This window comes from Micromonospora sp. MH33 (assembly GCF_003013775.1).
Classification (GTDB): Bacteria; Actinomycetota; Actinomycetes; order Mycobacteriales; family Micromonosporaceae; genus Micromonospora; species Micromonospora fulviviridis.
Genome location: NZ_MUYZ01000176.1, coordinates 1 through 14,106, shown reverse-complemented (window position 1 = coordinate 14,106; position 14,106 = coordinate 1). Strand labels below are relative to the sequence as shown.

The window sequence follows — 14,106 nt, the reverse complement described above, 5'->3', positions numbered from 1 at the left end:
CGGCTGCCTCCCGGCGGCCGATCACCCCGACGTACGGCGCCTTCCGGCGGGCCGCATCGCGGATCCGGGCGCCCAGCGAGCCGGCCAGGTCGACCTCGGCCCGCAGCCCGGCCGCCTCGGCCCGGCGGGCCAGCGCCACGGCCGCGTCGGCCTGGCCGTCGTCGACCGGGAGCAGCACCAGCTGCACCGGGGCGTACCAGGCCGGGAAGGCGCCGGCGTGCACCTCGATGAGGTACGCGAAGAGCCGCTCCATGCTGCCCACCAGGCTCCGGTGCACCATGACCGGCCGCTTCCGGCGCCCGTCCGCGTCGGTGTACGACAGGTCGAACCGCTCCGGCTTGTCGAAGTCGAGCTGGATGGTGGAGATGGTCGACTCCCGGCCGGCCGCGTCCACGATCTGGATGTCGATCTTCGGGCCGTAGAAGGCCGCCTCGCCGGGCCCCTCGTGGTAGTCCACCCCGTCGAGCGCGGCGCGGAGCAGCTCCTCGGCCCGCGCCCAGTCGGCGTCGTCGCCGACGTACTTCTCCCCCGGCCCGCGCAGCGACAGCCGGAACCCGGCCGGCCGGACGCCGAGCGCGGCGTGCGCCTCGCGGATCAGCCGGAGGATCTCGCGCACCTCGTCGCCGACCTGCTCCAGCGCGCAGAAGTTGTGCGCGTCGTTCAGCGAGATGGCGCGGACCCGGGACAGGCCGCCGAGCACCCCGGAGCGCTCCGCCCGGTACATCCCGCCGATCTCGGCGACCCGCAGCGGCAGCTCCCGGTAGGAGCGGCCCCGGGCGCGGAAGACCAGCGCGTGGTGCGGGCAGAGCGCGGGGCGCAGCACGAACTCGTCGTCGGCGCTCAGCCGCATCGGCGGGAACATGTCGTCGGCGAAGTAGCCGAGGTGACCGGAAAGCTCGAACAGCTCCCGTTGCCCAGCGGCGGCGAGTAGACGTGCCGGTAGCCGGCGCGGCGCTCCAACTCCCGCACGTACTCCTCGACGGCGTGCCGGGCGGCCGCGCCGGCCGGCAGCCAGATCGGCAGCCCGGCGCCGGCCAGCGGGTCCGAGACGAACAGCTCCAGGTCCCGGCCGAGCCTGCGGTGGTCGATCATGTCGCTCTCCTTGATCGGGTACGACCCGGAGGCGAGCTGACCCGGAACGCCGCGAGGCCCCGGAGCGGATCGCCCCGGGGCCTCGTCGACGGAAACGTCAGTGCGGCGCGCCGGGGATACCCGGCGTCGTGGTCACCACCGCGCTGCGCATGCGGCGACGGTACGCGCGGCGGCGCGGCGGGTGCACCTGGATTTCGCGACGCACCCGGTGGTGCGGTGGGAGCGGGTCGCCGGCACGGGACCTGCCGGCGACCCGCGGCGGCCCGTCCGTCGGGAACGGGGGACCCGACGTCTCCGGAGCCGCGCGCCGACAACGGTACGCCGCGGATCGTCGATCCGCCGCCCGCCCCCGCGGCCGGCGACGCCGACGCAGCTCGTCACATTCGGCGGCGCTGCGTCGTTGAACACCGGTGGCCTGCCGGTGTCGGCGGTCACCGCCGGGCAGGGCCGCGCACGGTGACGCGGGACATGCCGTCAGGCTCGGTGCGGTCGAACGGGGAACTCCGGCGAGGTGGCGGTCGTGGCCGAACTCATCTCTGACGTCGCGTCGCCCACCTGGGCGTACGCGGTGCTGCTCACCCTGCTGGTCGCCGACGCCTTCGTGCCGGTGGTGCCGACCCAGGTCGTCATGATCACCAGCGGGGCACTGACCGTCTACGGCGGGCTCAACCTGCCGCTGACCATCGCGGTCGGCGCGCTCGGCGTCTTCGCCGGCGATCTCGCCTGCTACGTGCTGGGCCGCACCGCGCCCGCCCGCCGCGAGCCGCGACACGGGACGCCGGGACGGGCCCGCCGGGCCGCCGCCCGGGTCACCCGTGGCCTGCGCGAACCCGGTCCACTGGTGATCCTGCTCTGCCGGTTCGTGCCCGGGGGCCGGATGGCGGCCTGCTTCTCGGCCGGGCGCCGCCGCTACCCGTACCGCCTCTTCGTCCTGTACGAGGCTGCCGCGGCCATCTGCTGGGCCGCGTACGGCACGCTCGTCGGCCACCTCGGCGGCGCCGCGCTGACCGAGTCGGCATGGCGGCTGCTGCTGATCGGCGGAACGGCGGCGGCCGGGTTCGCGGCGGCGGGCTGGGCCATGACGGTGATCAGCGCCCGCCACACCCGCTCCGAAGCCGAGGTGACGGTCGAGGAACCGACGATCGCTTCCTGACCACCGGACCCGCAGCCTGTAGGGGACGACCCCGGGATCGAAGTGGGTGGTGGTCCCCGATCCGTTTCGGGCGGTTCCGGCGACAGGCTGAGGCATGCCTGGAACCCGGAACAGCGGCCTGCTGGCCCTCGGCGGGATCGCCCTGGCGGCGGTGCTCGCCGTCCTCGGTCACCTCGAGGTGAGCGACGACCTGAATCCCTGGTCGCTGACCGTCAGCGACTTCGCCGTCTCGGACCGGGGCGGCGTCATCGACACGGCCATGGCGGTGCTGGCGGCAGCCACCGTCGTACTCCTGCCGGCGCTGCGCCGGGCCGGCGCGGGTCGGCTCGCGGGGGCGCTGCTGGTGGCCTGGTCCGCCGGACTGCTGGCCGCCGCGGTGGTGCCCACCAACGAGCCGGGGCTCCCCATGGACACCGCCGCCTACCTGCACCGGTACGCCTCGGTGGTGGCCTTCCTGGCCCTGCCGGTCGCCGGCTGGCTGCTCGCCCGGCGGCTCGGCGGGCGGGCCGCCGGCTGGCTGCGGGGGCTCGCCCTGACCAGCCTGCTGCTGGCCGCGGCGATGGTCTGGTCCGCCTACCCCGGCGACCGGCTGCTGATCGGCCTCGCCGAACGCCTGCTCATCCTCGCTGAGGTCGCCCTGCTCGCGGTGGTCGCGGCCACGCTGGCCGGGCGTCGCATCGGCGGCGTGGCGGTGTCCCGGGGGTGGGAACACCGCCAGCTCGCCGAGGTGGCACGCGAGGTCACTCCAGCTCGTGGAGCATGAGCTGACGGGCCGCCTCGGTGATCGAGCCGGACAGGCTCGGGTAGATCGTGATGGTCTGGGCCAGCTCGTTGACGGTGAGGTTGTTCTCCACCGCCATGGTGATCGGCAGGATCAGCTCGCTGGCCTTCGGCGCCACCACCACGCCGCCGATCACCTGCCCGCTGGCGGGCCGGCAGAAGAGCTTGACGAAGCCGTCGGCCAGGTCGTCCATCTTCGCCCGGGCGTTGCCGGAGAGCGGCAGCATCACCTGGCGGCCCGGCACCTTGCCGGCGTCCACCTCGTCCTGCGAGACGCCGACGGTGGCCAGCTCCGGGTCGGTGAAGACGTTCGCCGCGACGGTACGCAGCCGCAGCGGCCGGACCGCCTCGCCGAGCGCGTGCCACATGGCGATCCGGCCCTGCATGGCGGCGACGCTGGCCAGCGGCAGCACCCCGGTGCAGTCGCCGGCCGCGTAGATGCCGGGGACGTTGGTCCGGGAGACCCGGTCGACCGTGACGTAGCCGCCCCGGGCCAGCTCGACGCCGTACTCGGCGAGACCCAGGTCGGCGGTGTTGGGGATCGAGCCGACCGCGATCAGCGCGTGCGAGCCGGCCACCACCCGGCCGTCGGAGAGCACCACCTCGACGCCGTCGCCGATCCGGCGGACCGCCTCGGCGCGGGAGTTGTTGAGGATGGTCATGCCCCGGTTGCGGAACACCCGTTCGATCGCCGAGGCGGCGTCGGCGTCCTCGTGCGGCATGACCCGGTCCCGGCTGGAGACCAGGGTGACCGCGACCCCCATGGCCAGGTACGCGCTGGCGAACTCGGCGCCGGTCACGCCGGAGCCGACCACGATCAGGTGCTCGGGCAGCTCCGGCAGGTCGTACACCTGGCGCCAGGTGAGGATGCGCTCGCCGTCGGGCAGGGCCGTGGGGAGCTGGCGCGGGGTGGCGCCGGTGGCGACCAGCACGGTGGTGGCGGCGATCGAGTACTCCTCGCCACCGTCGGCCGGCGCGACGATCACCCGGTGGGTGTGACCGAGGGTGTCCTCGCCGAGCCGGGCGGTGCCGGCGACGAACTCGACCCCGGCCTTGATCAGCTTGGCGTGGATGTCCGCGGACTGGGCCAGGGCGAGCCGCTTGACCCGCTCGTGCACGGCCGTGGCGTCGACCGTGACCGCCTCCAGCCCGTCGGAGTGCACGCCGAACTCCTCGGTGTCCCGGTAGCCGGTGACGACCTCCGAGCTGGCGATGAAGGTCTTGGACGGCACGCAGTCGGAGAGCACGCAGGCGCCGCCGGCTCCCTCGGCCTCGACCACGGTGACCTCAGCGTCCAGCTGGGCGGCGACCAGCGCCGCCTCGTACCCGGCCGGCCCCCCGCCGATGATCACGATCTGGCTCACGGAGCCATCCTTTCGTTCGCGACTGCGGGGCTCCGCTCCGCTGCACTCCTCGCGCTCACCGCGCTCGCCCCCGATCAATGTTCACAGTGACTTTCTTCTCCCCGTCGCGTTCGACACGCACCGTCGTATTCTCCCCCACCCGTCGGCCGGGCTATCGTCATCGCCGTGCGTCTTTACGCCGCTTACGGCTCGAACCTGGACCCCGCTCGCATGCGCGCCTACTGCCCGCATTCGCCGATGGTGGGTACCGGCTGGCTGGAGGGGTGGCGGCTCACCTTCGCGGGCGAGGACGTCATCGGCTGGGAGGGCTCGGTCAGCACGGTTGTCGAGTCGCCGGGCGACCGGGTCTTCGTGGCGCTCTACGACATCCACCCGTACGACGCGGCCCAGCTCGACGAGATCGAGGGCGTGACCTCGGGGACGTACCGGAAGCTGACCGTCCGCGTCTCGACGCTGGACCGGGACGTGACCGCCTGGGTCTACGTCTTCGACGGGTACGAGGGCGGCCTGCCGACGTCGTGGTACCTGTCGGAGATCGCGAACGCGGCGGAGAAGGCGGGCGCGCCGGACGACTACGTCACCGAGCTGCGGTCCCGCCCCACCGGCACCGCGTCCGCGTAGCGCGTCTCCCACGTCTCCAGTCTGCTCCGGCCGGTTCCCCGGCCGGGCGGCGACCCCGCGGCGGGTCGCGTATCACACACCGGCGGCGGGGACGCTCCGCTGGTACATGTCGGTCCAACGCGCGTCGGCCAGCCCGACCGAGCGGTAGAGGGTGACCGGGGTGGTCGGGTTGGCCAGGTCGACACCGAGACCGGCCCCGGCCCGGCCCTTGGCGGCGTAGACGGCGAAGGCCCGGCGCAGCAGCGCCGCCCCCACCCCGCGCCGCCGGTACGCGGGCAGCACCGACAGCGTCCGCACCCAGCCCATGTCCTGGTCGAGGGCCTGGTCGGAGGACTGGAGAGCGCCGGCCGGCGCACCGTCGACCTCGGCCACGAACCACTCGTCCCACACCTTGCCGTACGACGGGAGCTGCTCGCGCCACTGGTCGAAACCGACCGGCTCGTAGTCCGGGGTGTCCCGGAAGGCAGTGTCAAAGATCCGGTGGAACAGCCGCAGGTCGGACTCGTCGCCGGCGCGCAGCGGCCGGACGGTCACCCCGGCCGGGGGCGCCGGCTCGGCGGGCAGGTCGGCCAGCGAGCGGGTCATCCGGATGTACCGCTTGAGCCGCGTGAACCCGGCCGCGACCAGCTCCTCCGCCCAGCGGGTCTCCGGGGCGCAGACGCCGGTACGGACGGTGAGGGCGGGCAGGCCGCGCTCGGCGGCCCGCTCGGCGACCCGGTCGAGCAGCCGGGCCAGCAGCGGGGCGCGCAGGTCGGCGCCGCGGTCGGGGTCGACCAGGACGTCCACCCACTCCCGGCCCACCCCGGTCGGGTTATTCAGGATCGCCCAGGCCGCCGGGGCGCCGTCCGGGTCGGTGACCAGCCAGGAGTCCCGGGCCGGGTCGACGAAGGGCGCGGTCAGGGCGTCCCGGACGTCCTCCGCGTCGAAGTCGGGGTAGCCGACCGCGAAGGTGTCGGCGGCGTGCACCACCGCCAGGATCGCGGGCACGTCGTCGAGGGTGGGGCGGCGGGCGGTCCAGCCGGCGGGAAGCGTCACGCGGCAGATCCTGGCAGCCGCCCCGGCGACCGCGCTCCCCATTTATCGGCCGCGGAGGCCAAGCCGCACGGCGGTCAGCAGGTTGAGCAGTTCCGCGCCCTCACCGGGGCCGAGCGCCCGGAACGCCGGGGAGACCAGCCGGTCGGTCACCGCCTCGGCCCAGAGCCGCCGCCGCACCAGCGGCCCCACCGGCGGGTACGGCGGCGGCCAGCCGCACGCGGCGGCCCCGGCGTCCCCCTCCGGCCCGGCCAGCACCGCCTCTAGCGGGGTCATCCCGGCGGCCCGCACCGCCAGCAGGTACGCCCCGGCGAAGTGCTCGCGGAGCAGCAGCAGCGCGACGGCCGCCCGGGCGCCCGGCGCGGGGTCGTCGACCGGCATGGCCCGCCAGGCGGCGAAGAGCGGCATCCCGCTACCGTCCGCCGCGTCGACCGCCCGGCGCAGCAGCCCGGCGAGCCGGGACGTCTCCGGGACGTCACCCAGGTTGGCCGCGCCCCACCGGCAGCACTCGGCCAGGTTCGCGCCCGCCACCTCCAACGGCGGGACGGTCCGCACGGCGGCGTCCCAGCCGTCGGCGACCGCCTCCGGTGCGATGAACCCGAGCGCGGCGGCGACCGTCTCGGCGCGAACGTCACCGAGCGCCCCGGCCCGGCCGGTGATGTAGAAGGCCCAGCCGGAGATGCCGAGCAGCCGGGCCCGGCGCAGCGTCGACGGGCAGCGGGCGAACGCCTCCCCGAGCTCCAGCACCAGCGGCTTGCTGGCGGCGGCGACCTGCTCCGGGGTCATCGGCGGCACCCCACCGTCCGTCCACCGTGGTCATCCATCACGGTCAGTCTGCCCCGTGACCACCCTCCGCGGCATCCCCCTCTTCGGCGTCGAGCGCCTCCAACGCGGCCTCCACCTCACCGGTGCGCCGGCGGGCGGCGGTGAGCGACCGCTCCGCGCCCCGGCGGGCCAGCTTGGCCCGGCTCAGCTCCTGCTCGGCGACGGCCCGGCGGCGTTCGAGTTCGGCCAGCTCGGTCTCGATCCGGTCCAGCGTCGCCCCGCCGTCCCGTTCCGCGCCGGTGGCCTCGGCCAGCTCCGCCTCGGCCCGCTCCTGCTCGTCGCGGGCCTTCGCCAGCTCGCGTTCCACGGCCCGGCGGCGCTTCGCCCGCTCGGCCCGGGCCGCCCGCTCGGCGGCCCGCTCGTCGCGCGTCCGCCGGGCACCGGCGCGCTCGGCCGCCCGGTCCGGTACGGCGGGGCGCCCGGCTCGGCGGCGGCCAGCTTGCGTACCTCGGCGACCAGGGCGCCCACGACGGCCCGGCGCTGCGCGGACAGCTCGCGGAGCCGGCCGCCGCGCAGTTCGCGCTGGGCGGAGCGGAGCGACTCGGCGAGCTGCGCCAGGTCGGCGACCAGCTCCGGGCGGCGGATGGCGAGCAGGTTGACCAGCCAGGCGGCGACGGTGGGCCGGCGCAGCCGGCCGATCTCCCGGGCGCCCTTGGGGTCGCCGGCCCGGCGCGCCTCGGCGACGGCGGCGTCCCGGGCCGCGACGAACCGGTCCGGCGGCGTCGCGTAGAGCCGCTGGACCAGGTCGGGGGGTGGACCGGCCATGCGGGGTCAGGCGTCGATCCGGGTGCCCGGTTCCAGCCGCCGGTACTCGGTCTTCGACAGCGCGGTGTACTGGCGGTCGAGCACGCCGAAGCCGTTGGCGTTGAGCAGCGCGTCGTGCAGCGCGAAGGCCCGCCGCGGGGCGACCGCCCGGATGAAGTCGACCACCTCGGAGAACTTCGACCAGGGGGCGTGGATCGGGGCGAAGAGCGTGTCCACCTGGATGTCGTCGGGGACGACCAGCGAGTCGCCCGGGTGGTAGACGACGTCGTTGAAGACGTAGCCCAGGTTCTGGACGACCGGGATGTCCGGATGGATGACCGCGTGCTGGCCGCCGTACGCGCGGACCGCCACGCCGGCCGCGGTGAACGACTCGCCCGGCACGACCACGGTCAGCGCCTCGGCCGCGTCGCCGAGGGCGCCGGCGAGCGAGGCGGGGCCGTGGACCGGGACCGGCCGCCGGTCCAGCGCCCGGGTCAGCGCCTCGACGTTCACGTGGTCCGGATGCTCGTGGGTGATCAGCACCCCGTCCACCCCGTCCAGCGCCTCGGGTTCACTAAAGACACCCGGATCCACGACCAGCACTCCCCCGTCGTGCTCCAGCCGGACGCAGGAGTGGGCGTACTTGGTGACCTGCATCGTGACTCCTCGATTATCGAATCGTGACGTCCTCAGCGCAGTCTGCCGGAACCGGCGCGGTGTCGCGCCGCGTCCGACGTATCGGTCCCGCAGCGGGGCCGTCGGAGGATCGGAGCGGGGACATGAGGATACGGGACAGCCGCCGCCGGGGCCGAGCGCTCGCGGCGGCCGGGCTGCTGGTGGTGCTGGGCGTCGGGGCCTGCAGCGCGGGCGGCGATGCGGGTGACAGCGCGGGTTCGGCCGCGCAGCCGCAGGCGGTGGCGGGTGGGGCGGCGGACCGGGGCCAGGCCGCGCCGGAGAAGGCGCAGCCCGGTGGGGGCGGCGCGGACCTGCGGGTCGACCAGCGGGCGATCATCTACACCGGAACGCTCCGGGTGCGGGTGGACGACGTGGAGCGGGCGGCCCGCGAGGCCAGCACGGCGGTGACGGCGGCCGGCGGCTTCGTCGGCGGCGACCAGCGCAACAGCGACTCCGCGGACGCCCGGGCCGAGCTCGTCCTGCGGGTGCCGGCGGATCGGTTCACGAACGTGCTGGAGGCGCTGGCCAAGCTCGGCAAGCAGGAGCGGCGCGAGGTGCGGACCGAGGACGTCACCGAGGAGACCGTCGACCTGGACGCCCGGATCGCCACCCAGCGCGCCCGGGTGGACAGCGCCCGCCGGCTGCTGGCCCGGGCCACCTCGATCAACGACCTGGTCACGCTGGAGAACGAGGTGGGCCGCCGGGAGGCCGACCTGGCCTCGCTGGAGGCGAAGAAGCGCCGGCTCGCCGACCTGACCGCGCTCTCCACCGTCACGGTGACCTTCGTCGGCCCGGAGGCCACGGCCACCGAGGACGAGGAGGACCTCGGCTTCCTGGCCGGGCTGCGGGGCGGCTGGTCGGCGTTCCTGGGCTCGCTGCGGGTGGCGCTCACCGTGCTCGGCGCGGTGCTGCCGTTCGCGCTGGCGATCGGCGTGCCGGTGGCGGTGGTGGTGGCCCTGGCGCGTCGCCGCGGGCGCCGTACGCCGCCGGCCGGTCCGGCGCTGCCGGAGCCGGCGGGTCCGGTGCCTAGCGGGCCGCCGCCAGTGCCCGCAGCGCGGTCTGGACCATGAGGCGTACGCCGACCGGGATGGCGCGCTCGTCCACGTCGAACGAGGCCCGGTGCAGGTCCACGTTGGGCCCGTTCCGGCCGACGCCGAGGCGGGCGAGCGCGCCGGGCACGTGCTCCAGGTACCAGGAGAAGTCCTCGCCGCCCATGCTCTGCGGGGTCTCGGCGATGCCCTCCGGCCCGAGCGCGGCCGCGGTGGCGGCGGTGAGCACGCCGATGGCCCGGGCGTCGTTGGTGACGGGCGGCCGGCCGCGCAGGTATTCCAGGTCGACGGTGGCGCCGGTGGGGGCGAGGACGTCCCGCACGACCTGAGCCACGATCTTCGGGGCCTGGTCCCAGGTGTCCCGGTCCATCACCCGCAGGGTGCCGGCGGCGCAGGCCTCGGAGGGGATGACGTTGTAGCGGGTGCCGGCCGAGGCGTGGCCGAACACCAGCAGCAGCCCGCTGTTGGCCGGCACCCGGCGACTGACCAGGGTCGGCACCTCGGTGACCAGCCGGCCGAGCGCGTCGACCAGGTCGACGGTCAGGTGCGGGCGGGCGGTGTGCCCGCCGGGGCCGGTGAGCCGCACGGTGACGTTGTCGGCCGCGGCGGTGATCGGGCCGACCCGCAGCCCGACCTTGCCGACCGGCAGGTTCGGGTCGCAGTGCAGCGCGAAGATCTGCACCACGTCGTCCAGGCCGCCGGCCTCGATGACCTCCAGCGAGCCACAGGGCAGGATCTCCTCGGCGGGCTGGAAGATGAGCCGCACCCGGCCGTCGAGCTGGCCGAGGTCGGCGAGCTGGGCGAGCAGCATGCCCACGCCGAGCATCACGCTGGTGTGCACGTCGTGCCCGCAGGCGTGGCAGACGCCGTCCACGGTGGACCGGTACGGCACGTCCTTCGGGTCACTCAGCGGCAGCGCGTCGATGTCGGCGCGGAGCGCGATCACCGGTCCGTCCGGGCGCCCGTCGATGTCGCAGATGACCCCGTTGCCCTTCGGCAGCAGGCGCGGGTTCAGCCCGGCGAGGGAGAGTTCGCGGTGGACCAGGGCGGCCGTCTCGAACTCCTCGCCCGACAGCTCAGGGTGGGAGTGGATGTGACGGCGGGTGGCGATAAGGCCGGGTACCCGCAGCGCGAGCAGATGGTCGAGCTCGAATGGCAGGGGCTGGGACCCGGTCGGCGCCTCCGGCCAGGACGACGCCAGCGGGCTGCCCGACGGCAGCGTCAACGCACTCGTCACGTCGAATTCTCGATCACTAGAGATGGATGGATCATCGGGGAGAACAGCAGACAGCCTAGACCTCCGGCGGTGACGCTGCGCAACGTCTTTCGCGTAGCGGTCGGACCGCGCAGCGTCACGAATGCCCTGGTGGGAGGGCCCGAATATCTGCGGGACAGCAGGTAGATCGCGGTCGAACGCCGTCATCTGCCCCACACCTCCTACAACGCGTAACCGATTCAACGGTCATCAAATCCCCGGTCGTCGTTCCGAATTGTCGCATTAGTCGCGGCAATTAACTGCCGCTCGGACAATTGCGTGACAACGGTCGGCTGTCGAACGATTCCTGACGGTGACACGTCGGTCCGGAGTGCGACCGCACAGGCTGTCCGTCCGGTTCACCCGACCCGGTTACCCGCATTCCCGATCCGCACACGCGTACCGGCTCCGGCCACGCTGCCCGACAACCCGGGAGCGGCGTCCCGGGCGGCATCGCCCGGGGAGGATCCGCGCCGAGCCGTCACCGCCCCCGCCGCATGCAGGGAGACCATCGACTGTACGCCGCCGGGCGGCAAACGCCCAGGTCAGCGCGGGGTCGGGAGCGCGACGGCGGCCCGCGCCGACACCACACGCGTGCCGGCGGGGCCGCCGTCGGGTCGACTCAGAACCGATCGCTCGGCCGGTAGATCCCCCACACGTCGCGCAGCGTCCCGCACACCTCGCCGACGGTGGCCCGGGCACGCAGCGCGTCCTTCATCGGGTAGAGCACGTTGGCGTTGCCCTCGGCCGCGGCCCGCAGCTCGGCCAGGGCGCGCTCGACCGCACCGGAGTCCCGCTGCGCGCGCAGCTTGGCCAGCCGCTCCGCCTGGCCGACCTCGATCGTCGGGTCCACCCGCAGCGGCTCGTACGGCTCCTCCTCGTCGATCCGGAACCGGTTGAGCCCCACCACCACCCGCTCGCCCGAGTCGATCTCCTGGGCGATCCGGTACGCGGACTGCTCGATCTCCCGCTTCTGGAAACCGGCCTCGATGGCGTCCACCGCCGAACCGTGGTCGAAGACCCGGTGCATCAGCTCGTCGGCCGCCGTCTCCAGCTCGGCGGTCATCGCCTCCACGACGTACGACCCGGCGAACGGGTCGACGGTGGCGGTCAGGTCCGTCTCGTACGCCAGCACCTGCTGGGTGCGCAGGGCCAGCCGGGCCGCCTTCTCGGTGGGCAGCGCGATCGCCTCGTCGAAGCTGTTGGTGTGCAGCGACTGGGTGCCGCCGAGCACCGCGCCGAGGCCCTGCACCGCCACCCGGACCAGGTTCACCTCCGGCTGCTGGGCGGTGAGCTGCACGCCCGCCGTCTGGGTGTGGAACCGCAGCATCATCGACTTCGGGTCCTTCGCCCCGAACTCGTCGCGCATCAGCCGGGCCCAGATGCGCCGGGCCGCCCGGAACTTGGCGACCTCCTCCAGCAGCGTGGTGCGGGCCACGAAGAAGAACGACAGCCGGGGCGCGAAGTCGTCCACGGCCAGGCCGGCGGCGAGCGCCGCCCGGACGTACTCCACGCCGTTGGCCAGGGTGAAGGCGATCTCCTGCGCAGGGGACGCCCCGGCCTCGGCCATGTGGTAGCCGGAAATGGAGATGGTGTTCCACTTCGGCACCTCGGCACGGCAGTACGCGAAGGTGTCGGCGACCAGCCGCAGCGAGGGCTTCGGCGGGAAGATGTACGTCCCCCGGGCGATGTACTCCTTGAGGATGTCGTTCTGGATGGTGCCGTTGAGCGCCGAACCCGGGACCCCGGACTCCTCCGCCACGAGCTGGTAGAGCAGGAGCAGCACCGAACCGGGTGCGTTGATGGTCATCGAGGTGGACACCTTGTCCAGCGGGATGCCGTCGAAGAGCGTCCGCATGTCCTCGATGGAGTCGATGGCGACCCCGACCTTGCCCACCTCGCCGTGCGCGATCGGGTCGTCGGAGTCGTACCCCATCTGGGTGGGCAGGTCGAAGGCGACGGAGAGGCCCATGGTGCCGGCGCGCAGCAGCTGGTGGTAGCGCGCGTTGCTCTCCGTGGCGGTGCCGAAGCCGGCGTACTGCCGCATGGTCCACGGGCGGGAGGTGTACATCGTCGGGTAGACCCCGCGGGTGTACGGGTACTCGCCCGGGCCGCCCAGCCGGGAGTCCAGGTCCTCCGGAAGGTCGGCCGCCGTGTAGACGCCCTTGATCGGGAAACCCGACTCGCTTGACCGCGCTTCGCTCATTACCGGATGGTAGGACGCGGTCGCCGTTCGTTGGGTGAGGGATACCGCACACCGCGGCGGCGCATCGACCGGAGGTGAGTACCTGGCCACATACCGTCGAGTAGGTAAACGTCCGCCGCGTCGGGTTTCGCATCGGGCGTCGGAACCAGCAAGATAGGGGGGTTGTGTCCCAGCCCCCTCGATATCCCCCGGTGGCTTTTCTGTGACTCAGATCCCGACGTGGAGCGGCGGACCGGCCAGTCCCCCCACTGGACGTGCAGCACCCGGCACCACCATCGGTGACCGCTACTCGCTGCGCTCGCCGGTGGGCAACGGCGGCATGGGCACGGTCTGGCGTGCGACAGACACCCTGCTGCGCCGCGACGTGGCGGTGAAGGAGGTCGTCCTCCCGCCGGGGCTCGCCCCGAGCGACCGCGACGCGATGTACGAGCGGACCCTCCGCGAGGCCCGCGCGGCCGCGGCGATCCAGCACCCCGCCGTGGTCCAGGTGTACGACGTGGTCACCGAGGGTGGCCGCCCGTGGATCGTGATGGAGCTGCTGGACGCGCGCAGCCTGGCCGACATGGTGATCGAGGACGGGCCGGTCGCGCCCCGCGCCGTCGCCAAGATCGGCATCGCCCTGCTCGGCGCGCTGGAGGTGGCGCACGCGATCGGCGTGCTGCACCGCGACGTGAAGCCGGCCAACGTGCTCATCTGCTCCGACGGCCGGTGCGTGCTGACCGACTTCGGCGTGGCCCGGATGCCCACCGACGTGCAGCTCACCACGCCCGGCATGGTCCTCGGCTCGCCGCACTTCATCTCCCCCGAGCGGGCCATGGGCCAGGAGTTCGGCCCGCCCAGCGACCTCTTCTCGCTCGGCGTGACGCTCTACACCGCGGTGGAGGGGCGTCCCCCGTTCGACAAGGGCGACCCCATCGAGACCATGCACGCGGTGGTCGAGGACCCGCCGGCCACCCCGCAGCGCAGCGGCCCGCTGACCCGGGTGCTGATGGGCCTGCTGGAGAAGGACCCGGCCCGCCGGCTGGACGTGCACACCGCCCGGGGCATGCTCCGCGAGCTACTCGCCGGCCCGCTGACCAGCACCGCCACCGCGGTCAACTCGGTGACCGACCCGTACGCCGTGGTGCCCGTGCAGCGGCCGTCGACGCCGCCGCCCGCCATCGAGCCGAAGCCGACCGGGCAGATCGGCGGCCCGGCGATGATCGCCCCCGGCGAGTCGCTGACCGACCGGCTCGCCGCCCTGCGCCGCGGCGAGCGGCCCGGCTCCACGGCGGCGGCGGGTGGCGCCGCGCTCGACGAGACCAGCGCCG

Annotated in this window: 11 protein-coding genes and 2 pseudogenes; 5 read left to right on the top strand and 8 right to left on the bottom strand. The window is 74.1% G+C overall.

The window, feature by feature from the left end:
* A pseudogene (thrS, locus tag B0E53_RS23450) lies at window positions 1-1,092 on the bottom strand (threonine--tRNA ligase); the annotation flags it as partial.
* 520 nt (window positions 1,093-1,612) lie between these two features.
* On the opposite strand from thrS, the gene B0E53_RS23445 reads away from it, so the two are divergent.
* Entirely contained in the window at window positions 1,613-2,245 is a 633-nt protein-coding gene (locus B0E53_RS23445; protein WP_107078034.1) for a VTT domain-containing protein, read from the top strand.
* Window positions 2,246-2,339: 94 nt separating this feature from the next.
* Window positions 2,340-3,008 carry a DUF998 domain-containing protein gene (locus B0E53_RS23440; RefSeq protein WP_107078031.1) on the top strand — a complete coding sequence of 223 codons (669 nt, stop codon included), beginning with the start codon at window positions 2,340-2,342 and terminating at the stop codon, window positions 3,006-3,008.
* On the opposite strand, the gene B0E53_RS23435 is transcribed toward B0E53_RS23440, so the two are convergent.
* On the bottom strand, window positions 2,986-4,389 hold the full coding sequence (locus B0E53_RS23435) for an NAD(P)H-quinone dehydrogenase (protein ID WP_107078030.1): 1,404 nt from the start codon (window positions 4,387-4,389) through the stop codon (window positions 2,986-2,988). The genes B0E53_RS23440 and B0E53_RS23435 overlap by 23 nt on opposite strands.
* Window positions 4,390-4,554: 165 nt before the next feature.
* Between B0E53_RS23435 and B0E53_RS23430 the strand changes: the two genes are divergently transcribed.
* Window positions 4,555-5,010, top strand: a complete 456-nt coding sequence (locus B0E53_RS23430; RefSeq protein WP_107078029.1) for a gamma-glutamylcyclotransferase — start codon at window positions 4,555-4,557, stop codon at window positions 5,008-5,010.
* 72 nt (window positions 5,011-5,082) lie between these two features.
* Here the strand turns inward: B0E53_RS23430 and B0E53_RS23425 are convergent, their stop codons facing one another.
* From B0E53_RS23425 to B0E53_RS23410, 4 genes and pseudogenes are all read right to left on the bottom strand, one after another.
* On the bottom strand, window positions 5,083-6,045 hold the full coding sequence (locus B0E53_RS23425; RefSeq protein WP_107078028.1) for a GNAT family N-acetyltransferase: 963 nt from the start codon (window positions 6,043-6,045) through the stop codon (window positions 5,083-5,085).
* 42 nt (window positions 6,046-6,087) lie between these two features.
* Window positions 6,088-6,828, bottom strand: a complete 741-nt coding sequence (locus tag B0E53_RS23420; protein ID WP_107078033.1) for a hypothetical protein — start codon at window positions 6,826-6,828, stop codon at window positions 6,088-6,090.
* 43 nt (window positions 6,829-6,871) lie between these two features.
* Window positions 6,872-7,632: pseudogene (locus B0E53_RS23415) on the bottom strand (hypothetical protein).
* Between the two features lie 6 nt (window positions 7,633-7,638).
* Window positions 7,639-8,268 carry an MBL fold metallo-hydrolase gene (locus B0E53_RS23410; protein WP_107078027.1) on the bottom strand — a complete coding sequence of 210 codons (630 nt, stop codon included), beginning with the start codon at window positions 8,266-8,268 and terminating at the stop codon, window positions 7,639-7,641.
* A 122-nt stretch (window positions 8,269-8,390) separates the two neighbouring features.
* Between B0E53_RS23410 and B0E53_RS23405 the strand changes: the two genes are divergently transcribed.
* Window positions 8,391-9,356: a DUF4349 domain-containing protein gene (locus tag B0E53_RS23405; RefSeq protein WP_210406184.1), complete on the top strand. Its 966-nt coding sequence runs from the start codon at window positions 8,391-8,393 to the stop codon at window positions 9,354-9,356.
* On the opposite strand, the gene B0E53_RS23400 is transcribed toward B0E53_RS23405, so the two are convergent.
* Window positions 9,313-10,572: an amidohydrolase gene (locus B0E53_RS23400; protein ID WP_107078026.1), complete on the bottom strand. Its 1,260-nt coding sequence runs from the start codon at window positions 10,570-10,572 to the stop codon at window positions 9,313-9,315. The two genes, B0E53_RS23405 and B0E53_RS23400, sit on opposite strands and share 44 nt — an antisense overlap.
* Before the next feature lie 640 nt (window positions 10,573-11,212).
* The gene (locus tag B0E53_RS23395) at window positions 11,213-12,796 is read right to left on the bottom strand and encodes a methylmalonyl-CoA mutase family protein (RefSeq protein WP_107078025.1); all 1,584 of its coding nucleotides are present in this window, start codon (window positions 12,794-12,796) and stop codon (window positions 11,213-11,215) included.
* 202 nt (window positions 12,797-12,998) lie between these two features.
* On the opposite strand from B0E53_RS23395, the gene B0E53_RS23390 reads away from it, so the two are divergent.
* On the top strand, window positions 12,999-14,106 hold a 1,108-nt coding region (locus B0E53_RS23390), incomplete at its 3' end, for a serine/threonine-protein kinase (protein WP_146167741.1).

What these genes read in the sequence shown, in the direction of transcription:
- B0E53_RS23440 (WP_107078031.1), top strand. Translation starts at nt 2,340, where the DNA reads ATGCCTGGAACCCGGAACAGCGGCCTGCTGGCCCTCGGCGGGATCGCC.
- B0E53_RS23420 (WP_107078033.1), bottom strand. Translation starts at nt 6,828, where the DNA reads ATGACCCCGGAGCAGGTCGCCGCCGCCAGCAAGCCGCTGGTGCTGGAG.
- B0E53_RS23410 (WP_107078027.1), bottom strand. Translation starts at nt 8,268, where the DNA reads ATGCAGGTCACCAAGTACGCCCACTCCTGCGTCCGGCTGGAGCACGAC.
- B0E53_RS23405 (WP_210406184.1), top strand. Translation starts at nt 8,391, where the DNA reads ATGAGGATACGGGACAGCCGCCGCCGGGGCCGAGCGCTCGCGGCGGCC.
- B0E53_RS23395 (WP_107078025.1), bottom strand. Translation starts at nt 12,796, where the DNA reads ATGAGCGAAGCGCGGTCAAGCGAGTCGGGTTTCCCGATCAAGGGCGTC.